Source organism: Alteromonas sp. H02 (assembly GCF_059682525.1).
Genome location: NZ_CM185021.1, coordinates 2,068,978 through 2,093,469 on the forward strand (window position 1 = coordinate 2,068,978; position 24,492 = coordinate 2,093,469).

Below are 24,492 nucleotides of genomic sequence, written 5' to 3' on the forward strand. Positions count from 1 at the left end.
TTTACAAACAAGCTGTTCCTTTGCTGTTATATTTGAACTATAGAGTTGTAATTAAATTACATTTTACTGTTAACCAGACATCTATAGTGAGAACCACACATGAGCGCCAAGAAACCCAACGTTGAACGCAATGTGACCATCAACAAAAGCGAATTTAAAGCTGCGGTTGTTAAGCACCTGCACTGTACTTTAGGTACAGATGAGAACAAAGCCAATAACCATGCATGGTGGAAGGCAACCTGCTCAGCCATACAGGAGCAAGTGCTGGAAGGGATCCGCAAAACCCAGAAAACCCATTATCTGAATGATACCCGTGCGGTACATTATTTTTCGGCCGAGTTTTTGATGGGCCGCTTACTGTCCAATAACCTGCAAAACTTTGGTTTGTTTGAGGTCGCGAATGATGCACTCAATGAACTGGGGGTTAGCCTGAGCGATGTCTTGGAAGAAGAGCCGGACATGGCGCTGGGTAATGGCGGCCTGGGCCGACTGGCTGCTTGTTTTATCGACTCATTAGCCACCATGGAATTGCCAGCCATTGGTTATGGTATTCATTACGAACACGGCTTATTCCGCCAGGAGATTCAGGGTGGCGCGCAAATTGAGCGTCCCGATAGCTGGCGTGATTATGGCAACCCTTGGGAAATTTGCCGTCCTGAGTCGATTCAGGAAGTCTCGTTATACGGTTACGTAGAAACAAAGTACGGTGAAAACGGCCGTATCCAGAAAGAGTGGCACCCGGGCCACATAGTGAAAGGTATCCCATGGGATATTCCGGTAGTAGGCTACGGCGGCAAAACCGTTAACGTCTTGCGTTTGTGGCAAAGTAAATCATCAGGTTACTTTAACTGGGATGTCTTTAACGCTGGTGGTTATGTCGATGCACAGGTCGAAAACGTGCAGGCCGAAACCATCTCAAAAGTGTTGTACCCGAATGATGAAACTGAAGCGGGTAAAGAGCTGCGTCTGATCCAGCAGTATTTCTTTTGTGCCTGTTCACTGAAAGACATTATTCGCCGTTATAAGCGCGCCCACGGTGATGACTGGAGTCGCTTTATTGATCAGGTGGTTATCCAGTTAAACGACACCCACCCGGCTATCGCTATTCCGGAGCTGATGCGTATTTTAGTCGATCGCGCCGAGCTCGACTGGGATAAAGCCTGGGGTATTTGTACCAAGGTTTTTGCTTATACTAACCATACCTTGCTCCCAGAGGCGCTGGAAAAATGGCCGGCACGAATGTTGGAGAAGATCCTGCCGCGTCACCTGGAAATTATTTACGAAATTAACCACCGCTTCATGAAAGAGGTTGATAAGAAATGGCCAGGTGATAATGCCGTAAAAGCCCGCTTATCAATTATTGAAGAAGGCAACGAGAAAATGGTCCGCATGGGGCATCTGTCTGTTATTGGCTCGTTTGCTGTTAACGGCGTGGCTGAACTGCATTCGCGTTTGGTTAAACAAAACCTGTTCCCGGAGTTTGATGCATTGTGGCCAGGCAAGCTGACTAACGTCACCAACGGTATTACGCCGCGTCGTTGGTTAAAAGCCTGTAACCCGGCACTGTCTAAACTTATCGATAAAAAAGTCGGCGCCGACTGGCCGCTGGAACTTAAAAAGCTTGAAGGGCTGGAAAAATACGCCGGTAACAAAACCTTCCAGAAGCAATTTATGCAGGTGAAGCAGCAGAATAAACAGCTGCTGGCCGCCGAAATTAAAGAATCGCTGGGTTTTGATGTAGACACTAACGCCATCTTTGACGTGCAAATTAAGCGTCTGCACGAATACAAGCGTCAGCACCTGGCGTTACTGCATATCATGGCGCTGTATCGCCGACTGCTGGAAAACCCGGATTACGATATGCATCCCCGGGTGTTTATCTTTGGCGCCAAAGCGGCACCAGGCTATAAACTGGCGAAAGATATTATCTATGCCATCAACAAAGTGGCCGATAAGATCAATAACGATGCACGGGTGAATCAAAAACTCAAAGTGGCGTTTTTGCCTAACTATCGTGTGTCGCTGGCCGAGAAGATGATCCCTGCGGCCGATGTGTCAGAGCAAATCAGTACCGCTGGTAAGGAAGCTTCGGGTACCGGTAACATGAAACTGGCATTAAATGGTGCAGTAACCATCGGGACCCTGGATGGTGCTAATATTGAAATTGCCGAGGAAGTGGGCGATGACAATATCTTTATTTTTGGTTTAACCGTAGATGAAGTCAACGAGCTTAAAGCGTCTGGCTACAAGCCGTACGATTACTACTACAAAAACCCGGAAATAAAAGCAGTGCTGGACTGGCTGGAAACCGATTACTTCACGCCAGGTAAACCTGGTGCGCTGGCGTCAATTAAGCAAAGCCTGCTGGATCATGGCGACCAATACCTGGTACTGGCCGACTATGAAGCTTATTCCAAAGCGCAGGAAGAAGTGGATAAAGCCTACCGCGACAAGGAGCGCTGGGCGAAAATGGCCATCATTAACACTGCCAAAATGGGTAAATTTACTTCCGACCGTTCAATCAGAGATTACGTTGAACGCATCTGGAAGCTAAATGCCTGTCCGGTACGAAAAGGCTAACTGCTGGTTTTACTAAAGCCCCGTTACGGGGCTTTTTTTATTTTGTGCGCCGGGCATGGCGCGTAGTGCGAAAGCACTGTTCGATTCATTGTGGTGGTGAGTCGATGACTTGGAGGTGAAAGTCCTCTGCACACCCGGCAAGGGGAAGTGCTAGCCGAACGGCAAGGGTGTTCATCGCGAGGTGAAATCTGAAGGAAGCCGAAGGCAAAATGCTGGCCTGACGAACAGGAAGCGGTTTAGGCGTTGTTGCAGGGTGAGGTGGCGATTATCACTAAAGCCCAATACTTGCACGGAATGCAGCAACGTAAAGCCGACAGGCATAAGCAGGAAGGTCGCGCGAATTACCCCGGGAGGTCTGGTGTTCTGCCTCTGATTTTTTTTTAACAGTGTGCTACTGACATCGAGAGGTGTCAGGACGGAATACCAGAAGTCAGCCGAGGCCGTAGTAGTGCTAGTAAACCGATAGCGTGAAGGGCTGAACATACTTAACCGTGATTAGGACACTGTTACTCGATGTCGATTAATGATGCACAAGCGCAGAATACTGCGGCCAGTGAGTGCGATGACGGGCGGTACCCGTCGGGATACGCCACGGGTGCTGAAATTGACACGGCGGTCAGTGGGCGAACGAAAGCGGAACCATCGGTGACGATGGAAGCAGTGACAGACCGAGCCAATATGATGTTGGCCTATCAGCGGGTGGTGGAGAATAAAGGCGCAGCGGGTGTAGATAACCTGAGCACGCTGGATTTAAAACCGTGGCTGAAACAGCACTGGCAAGGTGTGAAGGTATCACTGACAGAGGGCAGCTATCTACCGCGGGCCATCCGTAAAGTGGACATCCCGAAACCGAATGGCGACGTCAGGACGTTAGGCGTGCCAACGGTGGTAGACAGACTCATCCAGCAAGCGATAGCACAACGGCTAAGTCCGTTGGTGGAACCGCACTTCTCTCAGTCCAGCTACGGATTCAGACCAAACCGCAATGCATGGCAAGCCGTGCAACAAGCACAGCAATACATACGTAGCGGAAAGCGATGGGTTGTAGACATGGATTTGGAGAAGTTCTTCGACCGGGTAGACCATGACATCTTAATGTCGAAACTGGCGCACCTGATAGAAGATAAACGGCTGTTGAAACTCATCCGCCGCTTCCTTGAAGTGGAAATGATGGCCAATGGCCAGCGGGTAACGCGGGACAGAGGCATGCCGCAAGGCGGCCCACTGTCACCATTGCTATCAAACATCCTGCTGGATAGCTTAGACAAGGAATTAGAGCAACGAGGTCATAGCTTCTGCCGCTATGCTGATGACTGCAATATTTACGTGAGCAGTCAGAAAGCAGGCGAGAGCTTACTGGCCGATATCACCGACTTCCTGTCTAACGAACTGAAGCAGCAAGTCAATGCCGACAAAAGCGCGGTAGCCCGGCCGTGGGAACGCAAGTTCCTAGGCTATAGCTTTACCCGGCACAAAGAGAGCCGGGTGAAAATCGCCGTGCAAAGTGTAAATCGCTTCAAGGATAAAATCCGCGAAATGACGACAGGGCATTACTCTCGCTCTATCAGTGAGACAATACACGTAATGACACCCGTGCTTCGGGGTTGGATAAGCTACTTCCGCCTGACAAAAGTCAAAGGCGTGCTGGAGGAACTGGACGGTTGGATACGACGAAAACTCCGCTGCCTGTTATGGCGGCAGTGGAAACGCGTATACACCCGCGCCAGAAACTTAATGAAAGCAGGGCTTGACGAGAATCGGGCATGGTGCTCAGCGACCAACCAACGAGGCGCATGGTGGAATGCGGGGGCCAGCCACATGAATCAAGCCTTTAGGAAAGGATGGTTCGACAAGATGGGGTTGGTATCGCTGCTGGATTGTCACCGACAGTTCCAGTGTTAATATGAACCGCCGTGGTACGGAACCGTATGCCCGGTGGTGTGAGATGTATGGACTCCCTTCCCTGAAAGGGGTACGGTCTTAATTGTCAAATTAGCCAAAGGGGTCCATACATGATTAAGAATACAATTATTGCAATTGACCTTGCAAAGCATTCCTTTCAGGTTTGCAAGTTCAACAGTGACGGAAAAATTGATTATAACAAAGCAATGAGTCGTAAAGCATTGATAGCACTTCTGGGAAACCATGTGTCAGCGTTAGTGGCAATGGAAGCCTGTGGTGGCTCGAATTACTGGGCGCGTTTAGCGAGGCGGCATGGTCATCAAGTAAAAATCATTCAGCCTCGCGCAGTAAAAGGGCTGCAATTAAAGCAAAAAACAGATAAAAATGACGCCTACGCTATCGGTATTGCGGCTCAATTACCTCATATAAACTCTTGTGGCATCATGGAGGAAGATGAACAGGGTCTTCAGGCCCTGGAGCGGGTGCGAATGCTGCAGTTGGAGCAAAGGACGGCGTTGGCAAACCAGATACGAGGACTGTTGACGGAATTCGGGATTGTGATAGCAAAGGGGTTAAATCATTTAGTCACTGCGCTGCCTGACATTTTAGAAGATGCAGAAAACGGCTTGCCGATGAATTATCGTCAGGCTTTGGCTGCGCAGTCACAAATGTTACAACTCTATACGACTCAAATAGAAAGTTATGACAGGCTCATAGCAGAACACACGCGGCATAATCCTGTTTGCCAGAAATTAAGTAAACTCGAAGGCGTAGGCCCTTTGATTGCTTTGGGGTTAACCGTTCGATTGGGAAATGCGACAGAGTTCAATACAGGCCGGGATGCATCAGCATGCATAGGTTTGACACCGAAGCAGCATTCGACCGGCGGTAAAGAGCGATTGGGACATATTTCTAAAAACTGTGCAGATAAAAGATTGCGAAGTTTGCTCTATCAGGGAGCAATGTCGGTAGTGAATAAAGCAGTATCCAGAGAGCCTAAGACTGTGAAAGAGCAGTGGCTGAAGGCGTTAGTTGACCGAAGGGGAAAGAAGGTTGCTGCCATCGCGTTAGCAAATAAAACGGTGAGAACCGCTGTTGCTCTAATAAAGAATAATGACGATTACAATCCGATACTGTTAGCAGCCTAAGAGTTAGTAAATCAACAAATTGCGAAAATAAATGGTAAGACCAACCAGCAGAATTCAGCCAGTCCTCTCAAGTGACTAAACACTGTGTGTGAGAATTGAACTGTTGGTGCGTATACATCGAAGGGCAGGAGTAGCTCTCCATTTAAAGCCCGTATATAAGAGCGCATCTACTACTAATTTTTCAAAAGATGTTGATTACTTCAGGGAGTCCATATAAGAGGACGGGAGTTGTAAAACTCCCTCCTACTCGATCAGCCCTAAACCACCTACTTCAGTAGGTGGTTATCATGCATGGTAGGGCTTTGCCCGTATACCTACCCATGTTAAATCTCCCTTTGATTTTTAGCGAAGTCAAAAAGGAAATTAACATGAGTAGATACGAGCAAGCATCGCATGTGTTCTGGCGATGTCAATATCACATAGTTTGGACGCCGAAGTATCGGTTTAGGTTTTTGAAGAATAAATTAGGAAAAGATGTTTACAGGTGTATTGCCAGCAACTCGGCTGCATAGTAGTGGAGTTGAATGTACAGATTGACCATGTCCATCTGGTAGTAAAAATTCCTCCAAAGTTATCCATATCGAATTTAATGGGAGCTTTAAAAGGAAAAATAGCATTGAAGCTATTTAGCAAATATCCGCATTTGAGAAAGAATAAGATGTGGGGCAACCACTTTTGGCAAAGAGGCTACTTCGTTGACTCAGTTGGCATAAACGAAGAGATCATAAGACGGTATGTTCGTCACCAAGAGAAGGTTGAAAGACAAGAGCAAGCTCAGCTAGCCCTTGAATAGAAGGCCCCCTTTTAGGGGGTTAACGCAAAGCCACCTTCTTTAGAAGGTGGATTCTTTACTGCCTGATTAGGCGAATTTGTAAATAATACTAAGGTATTGCGAAGAATACGTGAAAGCGCTTGCATGTCAGAGTGTTCAATGTTTCTATAGTTTATTATCAATAACTTGCGTTATTTTGTTTTAGGATTTCATCACTGCATGCTTCGCACACATTTATCGCTGGCCACCATCCCCAATCGATATGCGTTTATCGATAAAATAGCACATTGCGGGGATCGTCACGACCAGCTTTCGCTGATGCTGATTGATGTGGTGCGCTTCTCAGACGTAACGACCAGCTTCGGCATTGAGGTAGGCGATCAATTCCTGCTGGAAATTGCCAACCGTTTGCAGGGACTGTTTAATCACGATTTTGAGTTTGGCCGCATTAGTGGTGATGTATTTGGTGTGGTGTTGCCCGGTGTTCACTCGCCGGTGGTGTTACAGCAACAATTTGAGTTCCTGGTTGAGCATTTCAAATCGCCCATGTATTACGACGGCCATGCGTTCATTGCCGACTTTAATGTTGGCGTGGTGTCTAAGTCCCAGGGCGAATTTGATCTTACTCTGTTTGTTTCACGGGCTGAAACCTCGCTTAAGCAGGCAAAGGAAAACAAATACGAAAACTTTTATCTGCTGGGCATGATGGATAAGGCCGAGACCGGTCGCAGCCTTGCACTAAAAGCAGATTTAAAGCGGGCGCTGGCCAGAAATGAACTGGAGCTGTACTTTCAGCCCAAGGTCAATTTACAAACGCTGGAAATCGTTGGGGCAGAGTGCCTGCTACGATGGAACCATCCAACCGACGGTTTGCTGTTTCCCGGGCCGCTTATCGAAGCTGCCGAGTCCTACAACATGATGAATGAACTGGGGTACTGGACGTTAGAAACAGCGTTAAAAGGCCTGGTGGATTTTGACCTGCAGGGGCTTGATATCACCTTATCAGTGAATATTTCCCCAACCCAGTTATACGATACCCGCCTGATTGCCAATCTCAAATCCTTAAGTCACAAACACAATATCCATCTGTCCCGTCTTGAACTCGAGCTCACCGAAGACATTGCGGTGTCCAATTCACTGATGGTGAAAAAGCAGCTAGCCGAACTTCATCAACTGGGCATTAAGATTGCCGTGGACGACTTCGGTAAAGGGTATTCTAATCTGGCGTATATTCGAGAAATTACTCTGGATGCGCTCAAGATTGATAAAACCTTTGTAATGGAGTTGAGTGATAACCCGGTGAATAAAGCCATCATTGAAGCGGCCCGGGTGATTGGCAATGCTAAACACTGCGAAGTGATTGCCGAAGGCGTGGAAACCATAGAGCAACTGCATGTACTTAGAGAAATTGGCATCAAAACGGGGCAGGGCTACCTGTTTTCCAAAGCCATCCCGAGTCATGAATTTGTGCGTCTGGCGAACGGCGATATTATCGTTGGCGATTCGCCTTCCCGGCGTAAAGTGGTAGCTGCCAGTCATCGCTGAAACGCCAGCTTGACAGTTCTTTTCTAACAACTTTTTGTGTTGCTGTTATCCTCTGTGCTATCGCGCTAAACTATTCCTACGTTATTTTAGGACTTAACACAGACTTGATATGGAACTTTCCGATCTGGCGAATGGCCAGTTTCTGCACCTTTCCCGTTTTCAGCCCGACACCTTTGTGCAAACCCGGCAGTGGGCGTTACCCTCCGGTGATAAAGTGGTGGTCTCGGCACCTGGTATTATCGTTATCGAACCAGTTGATGCCGGCAACAAGCACATAGTGCTTTCCTGTGGTGTGCACGGCAACGAAACCGCTCCCATTGAAATTTGCTCAGATATTCTGGATGCAGTGTTAACTGGCGCTTTGCAGCTTAAACACCGCGTATTGCTGATTTTTGGCAATCTGCCAGCCATGAATATTGGTAAACGTTTTGTTGAAGAAAACATGAACCGGCTGTTTAGTGGCGCCTGGCAACAGGGCAGTAACGCAGAGTGTCAGCGGGCAAAGCTTCTTGAAGAAACGGTTATCGATTTCTTCAGTCAGGCTGGCGAGGGCGATGAAAAACTTCACTATGATTTGCACACCGCTATTCGTGACTCCAAGAACGAAAAGTTTGTGGTCATGCCGTATCTTGATGACGAGCGTGAACACAGCGCCAAACAGTTTGGTTTTCTGGCTGCCTGTGGGGTCCATACGTTCCTGCTGTCCTCAGCACCCACCACGACTTTTAGTTATTTCTCTACCGCTACCTGTAAAGCCCGCGGGTTTACCGTAGAGCTGGGTAAAGTAAGACCATTTGGCGAAAATGATATGGCGCGCTTTGCCGCGGCCCGGGCATCTTTAATTGCCTTGCTCAGCGAAACCGATTATGCCCCAGAGGTTAACGTGGACAGCTTGCTGATTTACCGGGTCAATCAGGTGATTAACCGCCATCATGCCGATTTTAAACTGCATTTCGATGACGATACCCCCAATTTTACCGATTTTAAGCAAGGCGAGGTGTTAGCCTCTGAGCCTGGTTGCGAATACGTGGCCGAACACGAAGGTGAGGCGATAGTATTCCCTAATGCAAAAGTGGCTATAGGCCAGCGGGCACTGTTAACCGTGGTGCCAACCACAGTGGAGAAACTGGATGTTTGAACTGGACCCGGTACTTGGTGCCGACACGCTGGTAGTGGGGGATTTACCCTTATGCCGCGTATTATTGATGAATGACAGCCAGTATCCCTGGCTTATTCTGGTGCCCCGGCGCCCACAACTGGTGGAGTTGGCCGACTTAGATGAACAGGACTACCTGCAGTTTTGTGCCGAAAGTCGCACTGTGGCAATAGCGATGATGAAGCATTACGCTGGCCATAAAATGAATATCGGCGCTTTAGGTAATGTGGTGGCTCAGCTTCACATTCATCATGTGGTGCGTTTTCATGACGACCCAAGCTGGCCGGCTCCTGTGTGGGGCAAACTACCCGCCGTAAAATATACCGATGCGGAGGCGGCCCGCCAGGTCGCACAATTACAACAAGTACTATTTAAGGGATCAGCATGATATTAACGACAACACCGACCATTGAAGGTAAAGAGATCAAAAGCTACCACGGTATTGTGATTGGCGAAGCGATTATGGGCGCCAATATTTTTAAGGATCTGTTTGCCTCTATCCGTGATATCGTGGGCGGGCGTTCGGGATCTTACGAGGATGAGCTAACCAAAGCGCGGCAGATTGCTTTTCGCGAGCTGGAACAAGAAGCTCTGGGCATGGGAGCCAATGCCGTCGTGGGTATCGATTTGGATTACGAAGTGCTGGGCGACAAAAACAGTATGCTGATGGTAAGCATCAGTGGCACAGCGGTGACGGTTGCCTGATAGCGTTAACGCTAGTCGGAGCGCTTTTGCTCCGATTCCTCACCGCTATCTGCTTCTGCCTGTTTTTTACCGGGCACTTCCGGCGGCGTATAGGCCTTTGGCATTTTGAATTTCGCACTGTATTTCAGCAACATAATATTGCTAATGATGATGCCCAGAACACCAACAATAATACCAATAACCACCCACATGCTCATCGCTGCTGTACTCCCTGATTTAACACAAAACGGCTGAATAATTCGTCCAGCATGGCAAGCACCGTGGATTTACCTTCCATGGGCGCGTTGCTTAAGCATTCATAAAGTGCTTGTTGATTGCGTCGGGCTTCAAACGCTGCCGCGCTGCTGCGGTGGGTGAGATGCCATAACTCGGTGGCAACGCCGCCGTTATCCTGCAAAAAAGGCCGGCTAAAGCCAAAGTCTGCCAGGTGTTTATCCATCCACTGGGCCAGCGCATAACAAGGCCCACCCGGGCGGTATTCTGCATCAACCAAATCAAACTGGCCGCCACAGGCGTCTACGGTGGCTTTATCATAAACATCCAGATCGGTGCCCCAATGGTGACGACTGCCTCCAGGCAGGGCCGACCAGATTAGTATAGCGTACACTTTTTCCTGGTCTGATAAGGAAGCGGCATCGAGTTGCTCGCCCTGATGGTTATACAGTGGCAATTCGCCACGCCATTTACGATTCCAGATAGACAACTGGCGGTTAAAGTTACGATAGCTGCTAACAATTTGCATATCCTGACCGGTCTCGCGGGCATGCTGTTGCATAGCGTTAAACGCTTCGGCTACTGCTGGCAGCAGCCAATGCTGTTCACCTACGTTAATCAGGGCGCTGTCATCGCGCCCGAGCCAGGCTTGTTCCAGGTTCATGTCAGCAGGTTTTCCAACAGGCGATAGTAAATGCGCTCCAGATGATACAGGTCTTTAATCCGCACGTGCTCATCAATTTTATGGATGGTGGCATTCACCGGCCCTAATTCAACCACCTGAGCACCGGTAGGCGCAATAAACCGCCCGTCTGAAGTACCGCCAGCGGTAGATAAAACCGTATCAAAATCCATTTCACTGGCAATGGCTTTTTGCGTGGCGGTTAACAACTCGCCGTGGTCGGTTAAAAAAGGCTGACCGTTAAAGGTCCACTTTATTTCGTATTCCAGGCCATGCTTGTCGAGGATGTCTTCTACCTTAGCGATAAGCTGCTTATCGGTGACTTCGGTTGAGAAGCGGAAGTTAAAGCACACATGCAGTTCGCCGGGGATCACATTACCGGCACCGGTGCCGCCGTGAATATTGGAGATCTGAAAGCTGGTGGGCGGGAAAAAGTCGTTACCGTTATCCCAATGGGCTTGTGCCAGCTCGTCCAGAGCTGGGGCAGCCTGATGTACCGGGTTACGCGCCAGATGCGGGTAGGCCACGTGCCCCTGAATGCCTTTTACCACCAAATCGCCGGTAAGTGAGCCACGACGACCATTTTTCACCACATCGCCAACAATATCGGTACTGGAGGGTTCGCCCACTACGCACCAGGTGATTTTTTCGTTACGGGCTTCCAGCGTATCGATAACCCGGGTTGTACCATTAATAAACGGACCTTCCTCATCACTGGTGATAAGGTAGGCGATGCTGCCATGGTGATCCGGGTAATCCGCCACAAATTGGCGGGTAGCTGCGAGCATTGCGGCCAACGAACCTTTCATATCGGCTGCGCCACGGCCATGCAGGTTGCCGTCTTTCTCGGTAGCTACAAACGGCGGCGTTTGCCAGGCATCTTCCGGGCCACTGGGAACCACATCAGTATGACCGGCAAAACAAAATACCGGGCCATCACTACCACGGCGGGACCACAGATTGGTGGTATCCTCAAACACCATGGTTTCATTTTCAAAGCCCGATTCTGCCAGCCAGGCTTTCATAAAGTCCTGACAACCGGCATCTTCAGGAGTGACTGAACGGCGATTAATCAGCTCTTTGGTTAACTCGAGTACGTCGGTCATTAGTTAAAGATCTCCTCGTACTGCGCCGGCTTAAAGCCCAGGTGCATGGCATTATTGGTAACCAGTAAAGGGCGTTTAATCATCGCCGGATTGTCTATTAGCAATGCCAGCGCGGTGGATGCCGAAAGGTTTGCTTTTTGTTCGTCGGAGAGCTGGCGGTAAGTGGTACCACGCTTGTTTAACACATTTTCCCAGCCAAGCTCGTTAAGCGCTTCAGACAGTACGTCCTGGGGCACACCCTGTTTGCGATAGTCGTGAAATGTGAAAGAAATATCGTGCTCAGTTAACCAGTTTTTTGCTTTTTTGATGGTATCGCAGTTGGGAATACCGTACATCACTACCGTCATGCTGTTGCCTCGTTGAATCGATAAATGCTGGCAAGTCTATCCTGACCACCTCAAGCTGTAAAATCGGCTGAGCGAAGAAGACACTGCCAGTATGAAAATTTTGTGCAATGCCGGTAATTATGACACAGACAGCCGCCGGAGTTTAACTATTTGATACTGCAAAGATAACCTCATTGCCTGCCAGTAAAGGCTTGCAGGGCATTTGCCCACACCGGCATGACACATGCTTCATCGACTATACATCATTATTGTCGGCCGATTCAGCGCCGGCTTCAAACAGACTATCGGAGGTCATCGATGAGTATTGTAAAAACGGCATCTGCACATTATCAGCCACTGGGCAAACAGGGGAAAGGTAAAGTCAGTACCCAGAGCGGAGCACTGAAAAATCAACCTTATGGTTTTAATACCCGCTTTGAAGACGAGCCGGGCACCAACCCGGAAGAGCTACTGGGCAGTGCCCACGCCAGTTGCTTTGCCATGGCCTTATCATTTGCATTGGCCGACGCGGGCTTTGACGATGGCGAACTATCTGTAGAAGCGCACGTAACGTTGGAAAAAGATGGCGACGGCTTTAGCGTGGTAAAATCAGAACTGGTACTCGACGCCGTGGTTAATGGCATCGAGGAAGCACAGTTTAAGGAAATTGCTGGCGGGGCAAAAGATAACTGTCCGATTTCCAAAGTACTGAATGCCGAAATTACCCTGACACATACGCTGAATAAATAATGGGTGATGGCTCAGGCGTAAAGGGTGAGAAAATCATCGTCATTGATTCTGATCTTCGGGTCGGAGGTTAAAACGATGGCACCGAGCCTGCCAGCATTTAATAAAGTCAGGACGCACACCGGAAGTGCGTCCTGCTGTTTTATCCACAATGGATCGCTTTGTAGCAAAGGCGTTCCGGCCTCACAGCGCTGGCCTTTTTTAACCAGCCATTTAAGTCTCTCTCCGTAACTAATCTCACCAGGCTGACCGATTTGTAATTGAAGTTTAAGGCCTTTGGCGTGCACCAGTACTAATTGCGCTTTGGCAATATTAATATTTTGAACCACTGCGGTTATTGGCGCACTTACTTCACCGGTGGTCATATTAATAGCAGCGCCAGTGCCCGTAAGACCAGCCTGAAGCAGCGGATGAGGCAATTCATCCAGCCGCAATACCTCGCCGGTAGCAGGCGCATTAAGCCGCATTACCGCTTCGCCGGAAGCGGGTGCTGAGAAACTGAGCGGTTTGGCAATGGAGAAGGTCATAAAAGGCCGGGTAACTTAATTCCACATCATTTATACCTTAACCAAAATCCGAACCCAAGTGTTATTTTACCAGGCAAAGGTTATCCACTATATCTGTGGATAACTTTGTTGAGTAGTTATGTGGTAACTTGTAAGTTTATGAAAATAATGATTTTATCTGGCTGTATAATATATGTTCAGTATGTTGATGGGCATAAATCAGAGCAGGAATCCAGACTTTTTCACAACTTTTTATGGTGAGTAAAACCTGTACCTCAGGGCAATTTACCTGATCAGGCCATTAGGGTAGGATTAAGCAATAAAATCATAATTTAACCGTAAAGGTACATACCGTTTTGGGAATGCCGCTCTCCATTTATGCCGGGCCAGCTGCACTGGCAAGTATTCGTGAACACGGGCTGACGCCTGCTTTATTCTTTCATGTGCTGGGCGCCTCGGGCGGGCCCAAGTGGTTTGTGCTGGCTGGGATCGACCGGATCCTGTTTCCGGCGTTTTTTGCGGGCTCTTCACAACCGGTTAATGTTATTGGTTCCTCTGCCGGCGCTTTTCGTTCGGCTTGTTTCGTTCAGCGCGATCCAGTTGCCGCCATTAACCGGCTGGCCGAACACTATTCTCAAACCGTGTATTCACCTAAACCTGGCCCCGGAGAAATCACCCATAAAGCCCGCGAGCTGATCGATTATGTGATGGGGCGTAATGGTGTAATGGAGGTACTTACCAACAGACGGTTCAAGCTTCACGTAATTGCCGCTCGCTGCCATGGCTTAATGCAGCATTACGGCCGGTATCGCCAGATGCTCGGCCTGGGAGTGAGTGCGGCAGCGAATACTATGAACCGCCGGTTACTCAAAAAGCTGTATACCCGCAGTGTCTTTTCTGCCCCGGACAGCGAATTGCAGATTAACGATCCATATCAGTTAAACACCGAATATATCGAACTGGGCTTTAATAACGTAAAAGACGCCTTATTAGCCTCTGGCTCAATCCCACTGGTAATTGACGGGGTAGAGCGCATGGTGGCAGCGCCAGAGGGAATGTACCGCGATGGCGGGATCATCGATTATCACTTTGATTTATCGTTCGGTCCTCAGGAGGGCCTGGTGCTGTACCCGCATTTTTATCCCCGGGCCATTCCCGGTTGGTTCGACAAAGCGCTTAAGCGACGTATCCCCCACGCCAGCAGTTTTGACAATGTGGTGATGCTGGTGCCATCGGATGAGTTTGTTGCATCCTTGCCCTATGGCAAAATTCCCGACCGAAAAGACTTCGAAAAGCTCGATGCCAGCACCCGTATTAAGTACTGGCAAACGGTAATCAGCGAGTCAGATCGCTTGGGTGAATGTTTTGCGGATATCTATCGGAAGGGCAATATTATGGATGTTATCCAGCCGCTGCCTTTCCTGTGCCGGGCAAGTTAACTTGTGATTGGTTAAACTACAGGCAATTAAAGCAATTCTCGCAATTTATGCTTGCACAGTGGCGGGGGCATAGCTATTATACGCGCCACTCGGTATTCACCGACGTTCAGATTTGCGTCTATAGCTCAGTTGGTTAGAGCGCTACCTTGACATGGTAGAGGTCCCCTGTTCGAATCAGGGTAGACGCACCATCTATTTACTGGCCTTAAAAGTAACACCCTGTGTTTTTAAGACAATAAAGCGCCCCATTTCAGTCCCACTATTGTACCAAAATCCAGTATTAGTCGATTTTTATCTCAGCGGCCTCTAGACGGTTCCATTCAACGTGCCCTTTTAAATATATTTCTGTGGTTCTTGCATTGGTATGCGCTGCACGTTGTTGCGGGTTAATGTGCTGCTCTTTAAAAAGGTGGATCGCCAGTGCTCGGATCTCATGAAAGGGACTGTAAGTTCGTGTGTGTAAGTCGTGGCCACTTCCCCTTTAATGACGCAGTTCTAAACTAGAGTTTTCCAGTTCGCGCTTATTGTGCGACTGGCCTTACATGTTGCTGCGGTCTGATTAAATCAACTTCTACCGAACTGAATGCTCGTCATTACCTGTTTTCGGTTTTGACAGCAGGCTTTCCAACCGTATTTTAATTTATGAATAGCTTGTGGTGCATTGCTGAGCTTTCGGGCTAATCAGCTGATTACGAAAACGGCGCCCTGATTCAATGTGACGGATTAGTCAGCACATTTTGTGCGCAGGCGAGTATTGTGCTGTAAGACACATTTTCATGTTTACCAAACTGCGCGTGCTGGCGGACTTTTAGTTTGGTAAATACCGGCTGGGTTAATCCTGCCGCAAAACGTGTAAGCAGTGCAGCAGTTACGTGGATATCCGGCGATTGCTGAGACAGCCAGCATTGGATCTCCCGTAAATCCTCAGTCAGTAACGAGGGATTGACGCTATCTTCGTTTTTATCGAGCCGCAGCACCTGACTGCGGCATACCGAACAATGCCCGCATCGCTCCGGCGCGTTCTTGTCGCCAAAATACAGTGCAAGATTATGATTAAGGCAGCGGTTTAAGTTAAAAAATCGCAACATGGTGGCGATTCGGGCTAATTCCGATTGTTCGTTGGCTTCGCAATAAAGTTGGAGTTGCGTGGCTAACTTAGCCGTTAACTGATCTGGCTCAACGCGGTAGACGTCAGTTAGTTTTTTGGTTTCCACCACAAGCTGGTTGGCATCGGCGAGTTGATTAAGAAGCGTTATCACCGTGTCTCGGTTGAACCCCTGCTGGTGAAGTTGCGTAAAATCAGGCTCACCCCAAACCTTTTTGAACCGAGTGTGCCGGACAATAGCGTGAAAGAGAGCCTGCTGTTCATTCGGCAGTGCCTGGCTGATTTGCTCAGGGTGGGTTTGCCATTTTAGTTTGATGTCTGCGTAATAACTGTATTTTGCCTGAATAGCGCCGCATAACTCGAGCTGAACAAGCAGGGTTTTAAGCGGTAAGGCGCGTATATTGGTTAACTGTGAAAGCCCGTAAGACTGCGTTTCCCACTGGTTGTCTTGGGCAGTGGTGGCAATATCATGCAACAGTGCCTGAATAGCATGCGGCTCAGGCGTATCGCCAAGAACAAAATTCTCCAGCACATTTAAGCCATCCAGACCAGCCAGTAAAATACAGCGGCTGGGTAGGCCATCTCTGCCAGCGCGGCCAATTTCCTGGCTGTAGTTTTCGATGGATTTTGGTAAATCAAAGTGGATCACAAAACGAATATCCGGTTTATCGATACCCATTCCAAACGCAATAGTGGCAACAATAATGGCAGTTTCACCTGTCATAAAACGGGTTTGAATGGTACTGCGAAGGTCACTATTCAGCCCGGCATGGTAGGCGCAGGCATTATAACCACGCTGCATTAAAAAGGTGGCTATCTCTTCCGCTGTTTTCTGTTGAGTCACATACACAATGCCTGCGCCCTCTGTTCGTTCTAGTGCTGTGAGTAGCGACTGTTGTTTATTATGGTCATTAGCCGGGACAATATCCAAATCCAGGTTTGGTCGGTAAAAACCGGTTTGTACGATATGCGGGTAGGCAATGCTAAACTTCAGTGCCATGTCTTTTTGTACTCGTCGCATGGCGGTTGCGGTAAGTAGCAGTACCAAGGGAATATTAAGCTGTTTTTGATAATGCGGGAGCTTTAGATAATCAGGTCGGAAATTGTGCCCCCATTCAGAGATACAATGCGCCTCGTCGACCACCAGCATCGATATTGGCACAGTTTCAATGAAGCGGCGGAATCGTTCGTTTTTAAACCGTTCAACTGAAATCATTAAGATCTTTAATTCACCCTCTCGTACCTGTTGGATCACCTGTTGCGCTTCCTCGTTACTTTGCGTGGAGTCTAAGCTGGCTGCCGGGATCCCTTTTTTACGCAGAAAGGTCAATTGGTCGTGCATCAGCGCAATTAACGGTGAAATGACCAGGGTGAGGTGAGGGAGCAGTGTCGCGGTAAACTGATAGCACAGTGACTTGCCCGAGCCGGTAGGGAATACCGCCAGAGTAGAGTGGCCGTTAAGCAATTGCTCAATCGTTTGTTGCTGGCCTTCGCGGAAATGAGAAAATCCGAACTGGTTCTCAAGCTGTTGTGTCAGGTTATGCATAGTGGCTGTAATGTGTTTAAGGCTCTGCTGATGTTAAGGTTTCTTGTTGTCGATATTTACGGTATCACTTTAATACTGATAAAGCATCGCGCTGCTGCAAAACTGTACTTTTTAATACGTTAAATTATTCGAGGGCAATTCAAGGTGTATTGAATTTTGTCGACGATCGTTGATTCGGCTTGTCACATGGAGCCTGTTTGAAGCGCGTTTAAGGGCTGTAAGTCAGGATTGGGCTCCTTGTGGATAGTCTGTTGCTGGCGGGCTGAAAAACCACGCCAGGATGATGTGACAGGAATATTAAGAGTGCGGAACAGCGGTCATCAACGTTATGGTGCTCTCAAACTCGTTTAAACAGCAAAGCGCCCGCGACTAGCTGAACCAGCCAATCTTTGTGATCGCGCCAAATTAAAGCCGCAACAATACCGACAGCCCAGATGGTAAAAAAGGTCCAGATTTCCCCACAACGAGCGATCAGCAAGATATGTTGGCTCCAGGAGGCCCAGAAATAGGCACCGCAAGCGGTCACTAACCTGGCGATGCTGCCAATGTTCAGGCCGCGGATCAGTTCAAACCCAAATCGACCGGCCTGCTGTTTGCCACGCGTAACGGCCAAAAATAGCAGCCAGCGAATGATGTTATCTGAAAACCGGATCTGGTTACTCAGGCGGGAACGTTTCTAACAGTTGAGGTAATAAAGCATCGGCTTAAATCTTTATAACCACTTTCTTGTTTACGTGCTCTTCTTCTGTGTTAACCGTAAATTTTAAATTACCTGAGTTTAATGTCGTCAATTATAACGCGCCCTTATGCTGCTATTTTAGTGGCGTCAAACAAAGCCAGTGGAACCCTGGCGCTGTTTCACTCAGACAGCCAGCTCAAAAATAAATGGCTGGTTGATATACGCCGGTGGTGGCGAAAAGCCGGCCGGTACGGCAACGTTAATTTACCCGATATTAAATACCCGCCAGTGACGGGGTGTTCTGTTGCAGCAATTCTACAATGGGGGTGAGATTATTTTGCTCGGCAATTTCCAGGGGCGTCAGCTGTGGTGGAATATAGTTTTCGGTTTTAAAGTTGGCCTCGTATCGCCACGTTAGGGTTGATGGCTCACTACGCTGATTTGGATTAGCGCCAAGCGCCAGCAGCCTGGCAACCATCTGTGGCTGATTGGCTTTAACAGCGGCATGGAGCAGTTGATAGCCATCCCGGTCGTATGCGGAAACAACGGTATCAATGCTTTGCTCATCCATCAATGCCGGTAGTTCACTCATATACCAGGTTAAAAATGCGTAGTTTTTCGCATATACCGCAAGTTGCGTTGCTGTAGTGCCATCTTTTGCGGCTGCAAATATGTCGGCGCCCAGTGAGATAGCTATCTGAGCCGTTGTACTATCCTGACTTTTGATAGCAAAAAATAGCGGGCTATAACCCGCAAGAGTTTGTGCATTAATATCGGCGCCTGCATTCACCAGATATTGCAGGCTGTGGGCGTTCCCTTTGGCAGCCGCAAACATCAGCGTGGTTTGGCCATGCTCATTGCTGGCATGGATATCTGCGCCCAGGCTTACCATCTGATCCAATACTTCATAATTAGCTGAACCCGCACACAAATGGAGTGCCGTAGTGCCGTCTTCCACCGCATCACCAGGGTTTGCCCCGGCTGCCAGTAACGCGTTAATGATCTCAGTGTTGCCGTAGCGGCAGGCCTGAATGATAGGCGTAAAGCGGTTACCGCCGGTGGGATTAGCATTAGCGCCGTTTGCCAGTAACAGGCTAACCAGTTTCGGGTCCTGAGTTTCCACTGCCCAGGCCAGCAAGCTGGCGTTATCAGGTAACGGGTGATTAACGTCAATCTGGCTACTAAGCTCTGTGAGTCGGCTTATATCAGAAGCCAGAATGGCCTGTTTGGCCTCTATGAGCAGGCTATCGTGTTGCTGGCTGGTTAGCGCAGGTCTCGCATCGGTGGTCTGTAACTCAGACTGACAGGCCGATAACGCGGCAATGCCCAGCGCAACCACGAGAGCCTTAATCGGGAAATTAGTGATTGAATTCATTGCTTACTCCTCAGGCAATCAAACCGTCCAGCGGCCCGGTACTGTCGCCAAAGCTTTCCACCGGTACGTTCATTTGCTGCAAAACCGAAAGCAGTAAATTGCACATGGGCGTATGTTTTGGAGTGGCAATATGCCGGTTCCCTTCCAGACCGCCACCGGCGAGTATGATGGGTAAATCCATATGATCGTGTTCATTCGACTCACCCATACAAGCGCCGCGGATCACAAAGGTATTGTCGAGCAGAGTAGATTCTCCGTCCGGGATGCTGGCCATTTTCTCCAGATAATCGGCGAACAGCTGCATGTGATAGGCGTTTATTTTTACCAGTTTATCGATTTTTTCCGGCATATTGGCATGATGGCTCAGGGCATGATGGCCGTCTGGAATACCCAGATTGTTATAGGCGTGATTACTCAGTTCCCGGCCGAGCATAAAGGTACTCACCCGGGTCATATCCGTTTGCAGTGCAAGCATCTGCAAGTCGAGCATGATCTTCACGTGTTCTTCGTAATCCACAGGGGTGTTAGCGGGTACGATAAAGCCTTCCAGATTCATTTCGATGGACGTTTCCCGCGCTTTGGCAATACGCCGCTCCACATCGCGAACGGATTCCAGGTATTGGGCCATTTTATGCCGGTCGTTAACGCCTAACCGTTTATTTACCCGCTTGGCTTCATCGTTAATAAAATCGAGTATGCTGCTTTTATGGGCCAGTTGCATCTGGCGGGTTTGTTCGTCAATGTGATTGCCGTCGCCAAACAGGTGCTCAAACACATCGCTGGGAGCGACCATGGCGGGCAACGCCTGAGTAGGGCTCTTCCAGGAAATGGTGTTGGTATACGTACAGCTGTAATTAATATCGCAACTGCCCATTAAGCTGGGTGGCTCAATACCCAGTTCCAGCGAGGTGAGCTGCGTGTCTTTAGCGAAGTAACTGGCGGCTACCTGATCGGCAGAAATACCACATCGAATATCGGCACCCTCGGTGGCCCTGGCATGAGCTCCGGTTAAAAAGGCCGGGCAACTGCGACCATGGCCGGCCGGCGGTGCACCGAATGCACTGGCCTGATAATGGGCCAGACCCGAGATAACCGAAAACTTATCACGTACTTTTTCAAGGGGCTTTAAAATGGGCGTCATCGCGTAATTTTTGCCGGCAGTTACCGGTGTGTAACGCTGCATTCTTACGCCGTTAGGCGAGTAAAAAACGGTCATCCGTTTAGGTCGTCGTTCCAGGGATTTGGCCATGGCAGCAGGCACCAATGATTCCATTGCCGGCAACGCCATGCTAACGCCCAGGCCTTTTAAAAAGGTACGGCGGGATAACATTGAATTACGGCGCTTTAGCGACTTGTTGTGGTTCATTAGCGGCCTCTGGTGCTTTTTTAAAGTTAAATGGTGTACTGGTAACAACCGCTTCGATAATGCTGTGAATGCGGTAGTTATCGTCACTGGCTTGTCTTGCAATGGTGCGGATGACGGGCTGATCGTAGGCTTCTAATCCGCGGCCCAGAGCGTAAGTGAGCAGACGGTCGATAAAGGCCTGGGTAAAGCGCTCCCGTCGGTCCCACAGGACATCGTGAAGACCGCTCAGGCCCTCAAATTGAGTGCCATCGGGCATGGTAGCGCTGGCATCAATGGCCTGGTCGGCATAGCGGGTACGAAAAGCGCCCACGGCATCGTATTGCTCAAGCGCCAGGCCGAGCGGATCCATGCGTACATGGCAGGCGGCGCACACCGGGTCAGCCCGGTGCCGTTTGAGTTGTTCTCTGGCCGACAGCGCCATACCGTCGTGTTCGGCAACCAGTGCGGGCACGTCCGGCGGCGGTGGCGGAGGACTGGCCGCGAGCAGGTTATCCAGGATCCACTTACCACGCTTGACCGGCGAGGTATGATTGGGGTTGGAGGTCAGGGTTAAGATACTCGCCTGGCCCAGCAATCCGCCGCGATGGGATTGGTCACTTAAACTGACTTTGCGTAAGGCATAGCCTTTCACGCCGTCGATACCATAATGCTTTGCCAGCGGTTCATTAAGGTAACTGTAATCGGCATTTAAAAAGTCGAATATGGGTAAATCGTCTTTCAGAATGCGGGTAAAGAACAGTTCCGTTTCGCGCTGAATGGAATGCCTGAGCGGGATAGTAAACTCTGGAAATTCAAATGCATCGGGAAAATGGTAGGGCAGATTACGTAAATACAACCATTGTCCGGCAAAGTTATCGGTAAGCGCGCTGGCTTTGTCTGATGCCAGCATGCGTTTGAGTTGCTGCTTAAGCACCTGCGGCTCTCTTAACGTACCCGCACTGGCCAGAGCGGTAAGTTCCTCATCCGGCAAGCTGCTCCATAAAAATAACGCTAGCCGGGCGGCGAATTCTGTATCGCTAATGCGGTAAACGCTGCCAGGCTTAACATCGGCAGGCGGAATTTCCTGCAGGTATAAAAACTGAGGTGATACCAGCAGTGCCTGCAATGTGGTGGCGATGCTGGCGCGAAAGCCGACATCTTTGCGGGCGCGTTCAAAAATGGCCAGTAAGGGCTTTATATCGCTGTTGTTGACCGGGCGGCGATAAGCCTCAGTGGTTAACCGGCTGATAATTTGCCGGGCACAATTAAGCTCTGACTCAGCGGTGGCTTCGGCCTCAGGCAGGCAACTGAAAATTTTGCGGGTGCTGGCAGTGTGCCATGAGGCATTGGTTTGGTCTGAATCCAGCGGCCCGATAACCTCTATCTCCAGTACATCGCGTAAAAAGGCAGCCTGAGAAAAACGAGGCGATAGGTGGTAAGACGGCACCTGCGTTGAATGGCGGCGAGCGCCATCTACAATAAAATCGAGATCCAGTGTTTCCGGCTCCCTGTCGGGCAGCACTACATGGTCGGTGCCTTTGCGGACGGTGGGTATATGTTCGCTGAGTGCCAGGTCTTTACGAAAGCTCATACCAATTTGGTGGTTGCCTGCGCTAAGCGTTAGTGTGTGGCTATAGCGATGAATATCAAGCCGGTCGACTTCATTGTTGGTATTGGCATTTAAATAGCCGGCAATTTCGTAAAACCCGCTAACCGGTGCATAAAATTCAAAACTGCCGCCGCCTCTCGAGTCCAGCGGCAGCGCATCACTCATGCGTAGATCAAACGAGGGCACGCCGCTGTTTTTTACCGGGCCGTCTTTAGGCACCATGTAGCTCTCTTTACCGGCAGTATCGCCTGCCGTACCGGTAGCCAGTTTGCTGAGTTTGCCTGCCACAAATAAATAGCGTTCAAGCAGGGTGGTGGACACGCCCAGTACATCGGCGTTGTTATCGAAACCATAGCCGGAATCATCGCCGGGCAGGGAGTCGGTAATATCCACTTTCAACGCCAGCAGGTCCTGCACTGAGCGGGCGTATACGTTGCGGTTCAGGCGTCTTAAGGTAGCTCTGCCTGGGTTAGGATTGGCCGCGCTGTAATCATCCAGCGAGCCTGCCAGCCAGTTCAGAAAAGCGCTTTTTTCCCGTGCGGTTAACTGTTTTTTATCGGCCGGTGGCATATCGCCCATGGCAACCGATTTAAGAATGCCTTCCCACAGCTTTTGATTTTTGCCTTTGGTAATATCGCTCACATGAATATCGGCCACAGACCAGTTCCCGGCAAACTCGTAGTCGTTGTGGCAGGTTTCGCATCGGTCGTCGATGATGTCGGCAGCCAGATCGCGGGTAAATGCCAGCTCCTGGGAAAAGGCATAAGGACTCAATACCAGAGCGAATAACCAGTAAGTCAGAAAAAGGCCGGAACGCCTCAGGGAAAAGCCCAACTTTGGGGAGAGATAAAAGACCATTTGCACTCTCTTAGCGCAACTGCAGTGCTAACAGCGCGTTTCACGAATAAGTCTTGGGAAGTAGCAGTTTGCATGCCAAATGTCTTTTTAATCAGATGGTTACCTCAGCAGGATGTTATCAGTTTGTGTGAGCCGGAGAGGCTGGAGCCCGTCTAAACGGGTTCGTTATTGCTAACTATCTGATACTTAAATTAAAACGATAGAATACCGATAAAGTATTAGTGTTACCCGGCGATTAACATTTTAATTACCGGTAAAAACGGAGCAAAAGTCTGATGCACCACATTGATCGATTGTTCGCGGGCATGTCTGGCATTACGGCGATAAGCGAAAACCAATGGCAGGTAACTCACTCCGGTTTGCCTAATGAATTGATGTTGCTCATCTTGTGAGCTTGTAATTAATCTTAATTGGATTAAATTACGTTAAACTAGAGGTATACAGCGCCTCGTTAGGTGCGGTCGATTAAGGAATAAAATCGAATAATGATCGCAGTATCTGGTCTCCTTAAACACTACCCTGGTTCAACCACCCCTATCATCGACCAGCTCTCGCTGGAAGTTGCGGCCGGTCAGTCGGTGAGTATTCAGGGTGCATCCGGTTGCGGGAAATCTACCTTACTGGCGCTACTGGCGGGCTTCGAGCAAAGCTCTGGCGGCACCATTGTGATTGCCGGCCAGGCGATAGAGCGTTTATCTCAGGATGCTGCCGATGCGTTTCGAATGCAACACCTTGGCGTTATCTTTCAGCAGTTTAATCTGCTGGACTGTTTTAACGTTTGGGATAACGTGGCTTTTACTGCCCGCTTAAAAGGTAACTACAACGCAGAACGTCAGCAAACCTTGCTCAACAAACTGGGGCTGGCGGAGCGGCACAAAGCGCCGGTCAGTATGCTTTCCGGTGGCGAACAGCAACGGGTAGCTATTGCCCGCGCGCTTAACCACCTGCCTGATGTGGTGCTTGCTGATGAACCCACCGGAAACCTTGATGAGCAAACCAGCGATGTGGTAAGCCAGTTGCTATTTAATTACTGTCAGGAGCAGGGCGCTGCGTTGGTGGTAGTTACTCACAGCCCGGATGTTGCCAGGGGTGCTCAAACTCAGTATCGGCTCCATCAGGGCCGGTTAGCGCAACTATAATGTCGCGGG

The 24,492-nt window shown here is 49.3% G+C and carries 22 protein-coding genes, 1 tRNA gene and 1 pseudogene; 13 read left to right on the forward strand and 11 right to left on the reverse strand.

The genetic code is table 11. The annotated features are described in order from the left end of the window. Nucleotides 1–99: 99 nt before the first annotated feature. The 8 genes and pseudogenes from AC566Q_RS09490 (at nucleotide 100) to AC566Q_RS09525 (ending at nucleotide 9,808) form a co-directional block, all read left to right on the forward strand. Nucleotides 100–2,580 carry a glycogen/starch/alpha-glucan phosphorylase gene (locus tag AC566Q_RS09490; RefSeq protein WP_499616097.1) on the forward strand — a complete coding sequence of 827 codons (2,481 nt, stop codon included), beginning with the start codon at nucleotides 100–102 and terminating at the stop codon, nucleotides 2,578–2,580. A gap of 513 nt (nucleotides 2,581–3,093) precedes the next feature. Then, complete coding sequence (gene ltrA / locus AC566Q_RS09495; RefSeq protein ID WP_499616099.1) at nucleotides 3,094–4,482, forward strand: group II intron reverse transcriptase/maturase; 1,389 nt, start codon at nucleotides 3,094–3,096, stop codon at nucleotides 4,480–4,482. 110 nt (nucleotides 4,483–4,592) lie between these two features. Beyond that, nucleotides 4,593–5,630 (forward strand): IS110 family RNA-guided transposase, encoded by a 1,038-nt coding sequence (locus AC566Q_RS09500; RefSeq protein ID WP_105933382.1) that lies wholly within the window; start codon nucleotides 4,593–4,595, stop codon nucleotides 5,628–5,630. Nucleotides 5,631–5,998: 368 nt separating this feature from the next. Beyond that, nucleotides 5,999–6,423, forward strand: a pseudogene (gene tnpA / locus AC566Q_RS09505) (IS200/IS605 family transposase). A gap of 198 nt (nucleotides 6,424–6,621) precedes the next feature. Further along, nucleotides 6,622–7,947 (forward strand): putative bifunctional diguanylate cyclase/phosphodiesterase, encoded by a 1,326-nt coding sequence (locus tag AC566Q_RS09510; RefSeq protein ID WP_499616101.1) that lies wholly within the window; start codon nucleotides 6,622–6,624, stop codon nucleotides 7,945–7,947. A gap of 109 nt (nucleotides 7,948–8,056) precedes the next feature. Then, nucleotides 8,057–9,085, forward strand: coding sequence for a succinylglutamate desuccinylase (gene astE, locus AC566Q_RS09515; RefSeq protein ID WP_499616103.1), 1,029 nt, complete (start codon nucleotides 8,057–8,059; stop codon nucleotides 9,083–9,085). Then, nucleotides 9,078–9,491, forward strand: coding sequence for an HIT domain-containing protein (locus AC566Q_RS09520; RefSeq protein WP_499616105.1), 414 nt, complete (start codon nucleotides 9,078–9,080; stop codon nucleotides 9,489–9,491). The genes astE and AC566Q_RS09520 overlap by 8 nt, the downstream gene beginning before the upstream one ends. Further along, nucleotides 9,488–9,808 carry a heavy metal-binding domain-containing protein gene (locus AC566Q_RS09525; RefSeq protein WP_123325731.1) on the forward strand — a complete coding sequence of 107 codons (321 nt, stop codon included), beginning with the start codon at nucleotides 9,488–9,490 and terminating at the stop codon, nucleotides 9,806–9,808. Before AC566Q_RS09520 ends, AC566Q_RS09525 begins: the two co-directional genes overlap by 4 nt. Before the next feature lie 11 nt (nucleotides 9,809–9,819). Here the strand turns inward: AC566Q_RS09525 and AC566Q_RS09530 are convergent, their stop codons facing one another. From AC566Q_RS09530 to AC566Q_RS09545, 4 genes are read right to left on the reverse strand one after another with little or no spacing between them, the layout of a single operon-like run. Continuing rightward, entirely contained in the window at nucleotides 9,820–10,005 is a 186-nt protein-coding gene (locus AC566Q_RS09530; RefSeq protein WP_499616108.1) for a DUF2897 family protein, read from the reverse strand. Then, nucleotides 10,002–10,685 (reverse strand): M15 family metallopeptidase, encoded by a 684-nt coding sequence (locus tag AC566Q_RS09535; protein ID WP_499616111.1) that lies wholly within the window; start codon nucleotides 10,683–10,685, stop codon nucleotides 10,002–10,004. Before AC566Q_RS09535 ends, AC566Q_RS09530 begins: the two co-directional genes overlap by 4 nt. After that, nucleotides 10,682–11,809 carry a succinyl-diaminopimelate desuccinylase gene (gene dapE / locus AC566Q_RS09540; RefSeq protein WP_499616114.1) on the reverse strand — a complete coding sequence of 376 codons (1,128 nt, stop codon included), beginning with the start codon at nucleotides 11,807–11,809 and terminating at the stop codon, nucleotides 10,682–10,684. The genes AC566Q_RS09535 and dapE overlap by 4 nt, the downstream gene beginning before the upstream one ends. Further along, on the reverse strand, nucleotides 11,809–12,156 hold the full coding sequence (locus AC566Q_RS09545; RefSeq protein ID WP_499616116.1) for an ArsC family reductase: 348 nt from the start codon (nucleotides 12,154–12,156) through the stop codon (nucleotides 11,809–11,811). Before AC566Q_RS09545 ends, dapE begins: the two co-directional genes overlap by 1 nt. A 297-nt stretch (nucleotides 12,157–12,453) precedes the next feature. Here AC566Q_RS09545 and AC566Q_RS09550 point away from each other — a divergent pair, with 297 nt between their 5' ends. Next, nucleotides 12,454–12,885 (forward strand): OsmC family protein, encoded by a 432-nt coding sequence (locus AC566Q_RS09550; protein ID WP_499616119.1) that lies wholly within the window; start codon nucleotides 12,454–12,456, stop codon nucleotides 12,883–12,885. Between the two features lie 11 nt (nucleotides 12,886–12,896). Here the strand turns inward: AC566Q_RS09550 and AC566Q_RS09555 are convergent, their stop codons facing one another. Continuing rightward, nucleotides 12,897–13,409: a PTS glucose transporter subunit IIA gene (locus AC566Q_RS09555; RefSeq protein ID WP_499616121.1), complete on the reverse strand. Its 513-nt coding sequence runs from the start codon at nucleotides 13,407–13,409 to the stop codon at nucleotides 12,897–12,899. 341 nt (nucleotides 13,410–13,750) lie between these two features. Between AC566Q_RS09555 and AC566Q_RS09560 the strand changes: the two genes are divergently transcribed. Together AC566Q_RS09560 and AC566Q_RS09565 are read left to right on the forward strand one after the other, a co-directional pair. Continuing rightward, entirely contained in the window at nucleotides 13,751–14,827 is a 1,077-nt protein-coding gene (locus tag AC566Q_RS09560; RefSeq protein ID WP_499617437.1) for a patatin-like phospholipase family protein, read from the forward strand. Nucleotides 14,828–14,941: 114 nt separating this feature from the next. Beyond that, a tRNA-Val gene (locus tag AC566Q_RS09565) sits at nucleotides 14,942–15,018 on the forward strand. 519 nt (nucleotides 15,019–15,537) lie between these two features. Here AC566Q_RS09565 and AC566Q_RS09570 read toward each other — a convergent pair. Both AC566Q_RS09570 and AC566Q_RS09575 read right to left on the reverse strand, forming a co-directional pair. Next, nucleotides 15,538–17,478 (reverse strand): RecQ family ATP-dependent DNA helicase, encoded by a 1,941-nt coding sequence (locus AC566Q_RS09570; protein ID WP_499616124.1) that lies wholly within the window; start codon nucleotides 17,476–17,478, stop codon nucleotides 15,538–15,540. Nucleotides 17,479–17,815: 337 nt separating this feature from the next. Then, entirely contained in the window at nucleotides 17,816–18,091 is a 276-nt protein-coding gene (locus AC566Q_RS09575; RefSeq protein ID WP_499616127.1) for a hypothetical protein, read from the reverse strand. 168 nt (nucleotides 18,092–18,259) lie between these two features. Between AC566Q_RS09575 and AC566Q_RS09580 the strand changes: the two genes are divergently transcribed. Continuing rightward, entirely contained in the window at nucleotides 18,260–18,487 is a 228-nt protein-coding gene (locus AC566Q_RS09580) for a DUF2271 domain-containing protein (protein ID WP_499616129.1), read from the forward strand. Here AC566Q_RS09580 and AC566Q_RS09585 read toward each other — a convergent pair. The 4 genes from AC566Q_RS09585 to AC566Q_RS09600 all read right to left on the reverse strand — a co-directional run bounded on the left by AC566Q_RS09585 (nucleotide 18,432) and on the right by AC566Q_RS09600 (nucleotide 23,697). Next, on the reverse strand, nucleotides 18,432–19,532 hold the full coding sequence (locus AC566Q_RS09585) for an ankyrin repeat domain-containing protein (RefSeq protein ID WP_499616132.1): 1,101 nt from the start codon (nucleotides 19,530–19,532) through the stop codon (nucleotides 18,432–18,434). The two genes, AC566Q_RS09580 and AC566Q_RS09585, sit on opposite strands and share 56 nt — an antisense overlap. Before the next feature lie 10 nt (nucleotides 19,533–19,542). Continuing rightward, on the reverse strand, nucleotides 19,543–20,898 hold the full coding sequence (locus AC566Q_RS09590) for a DUF1552 domain-containing protein (protein ID WP_499616135.1): 1,356 nt from the start codon (nucleotides 20,896–20,898) through the stop codon (nucleotides 19,543–19,545). Further along, entirely contained in the window at nucleotides 20,867–23,344 is a 2,478-nt protein-coding gene (locus AC566Q_RS09595) for a DUF1592 domain-containing protein (RefSeq protein WP_499616137.1), read from the reverse strand. Before AC566Q_RS09595 ends, AC566Q_RS09590 begins: the two co-directional genes overlap by 32 nt. A gap of 224 nt (nucleotides 23,345–23,568) precedes the next feature. Further along, nucleotides 23,569–23,697: a hypothetical protein gene (locus tag AC566Q_RS09600; protein WP_499616140.1), complete on the reverse strand. Its 129-nt coding sequence runs from the start codon at nucleotides 23,695–23,697 to the stop codon at nucleotides 23,569–23,571. 132 nt (nucleotides 23,698–23,829) lie between these two features. Here AC566Q_RS09600 and AC566Q_RS09605 point away from each other — a divergent pair, with 132 nt between their 5' ends. Further along, entirely contained in the window at nucleotides 23,830–24,483 is a 654-nt protein-coding gene (locus AC566Q_RS09605) for an ABC transporter ATP-binding protein (RefSeq protein WP_499616143.1), read from the forward strand. Nucleotides 24,484–24,492 lie beyond the last annotated feature (9 nt).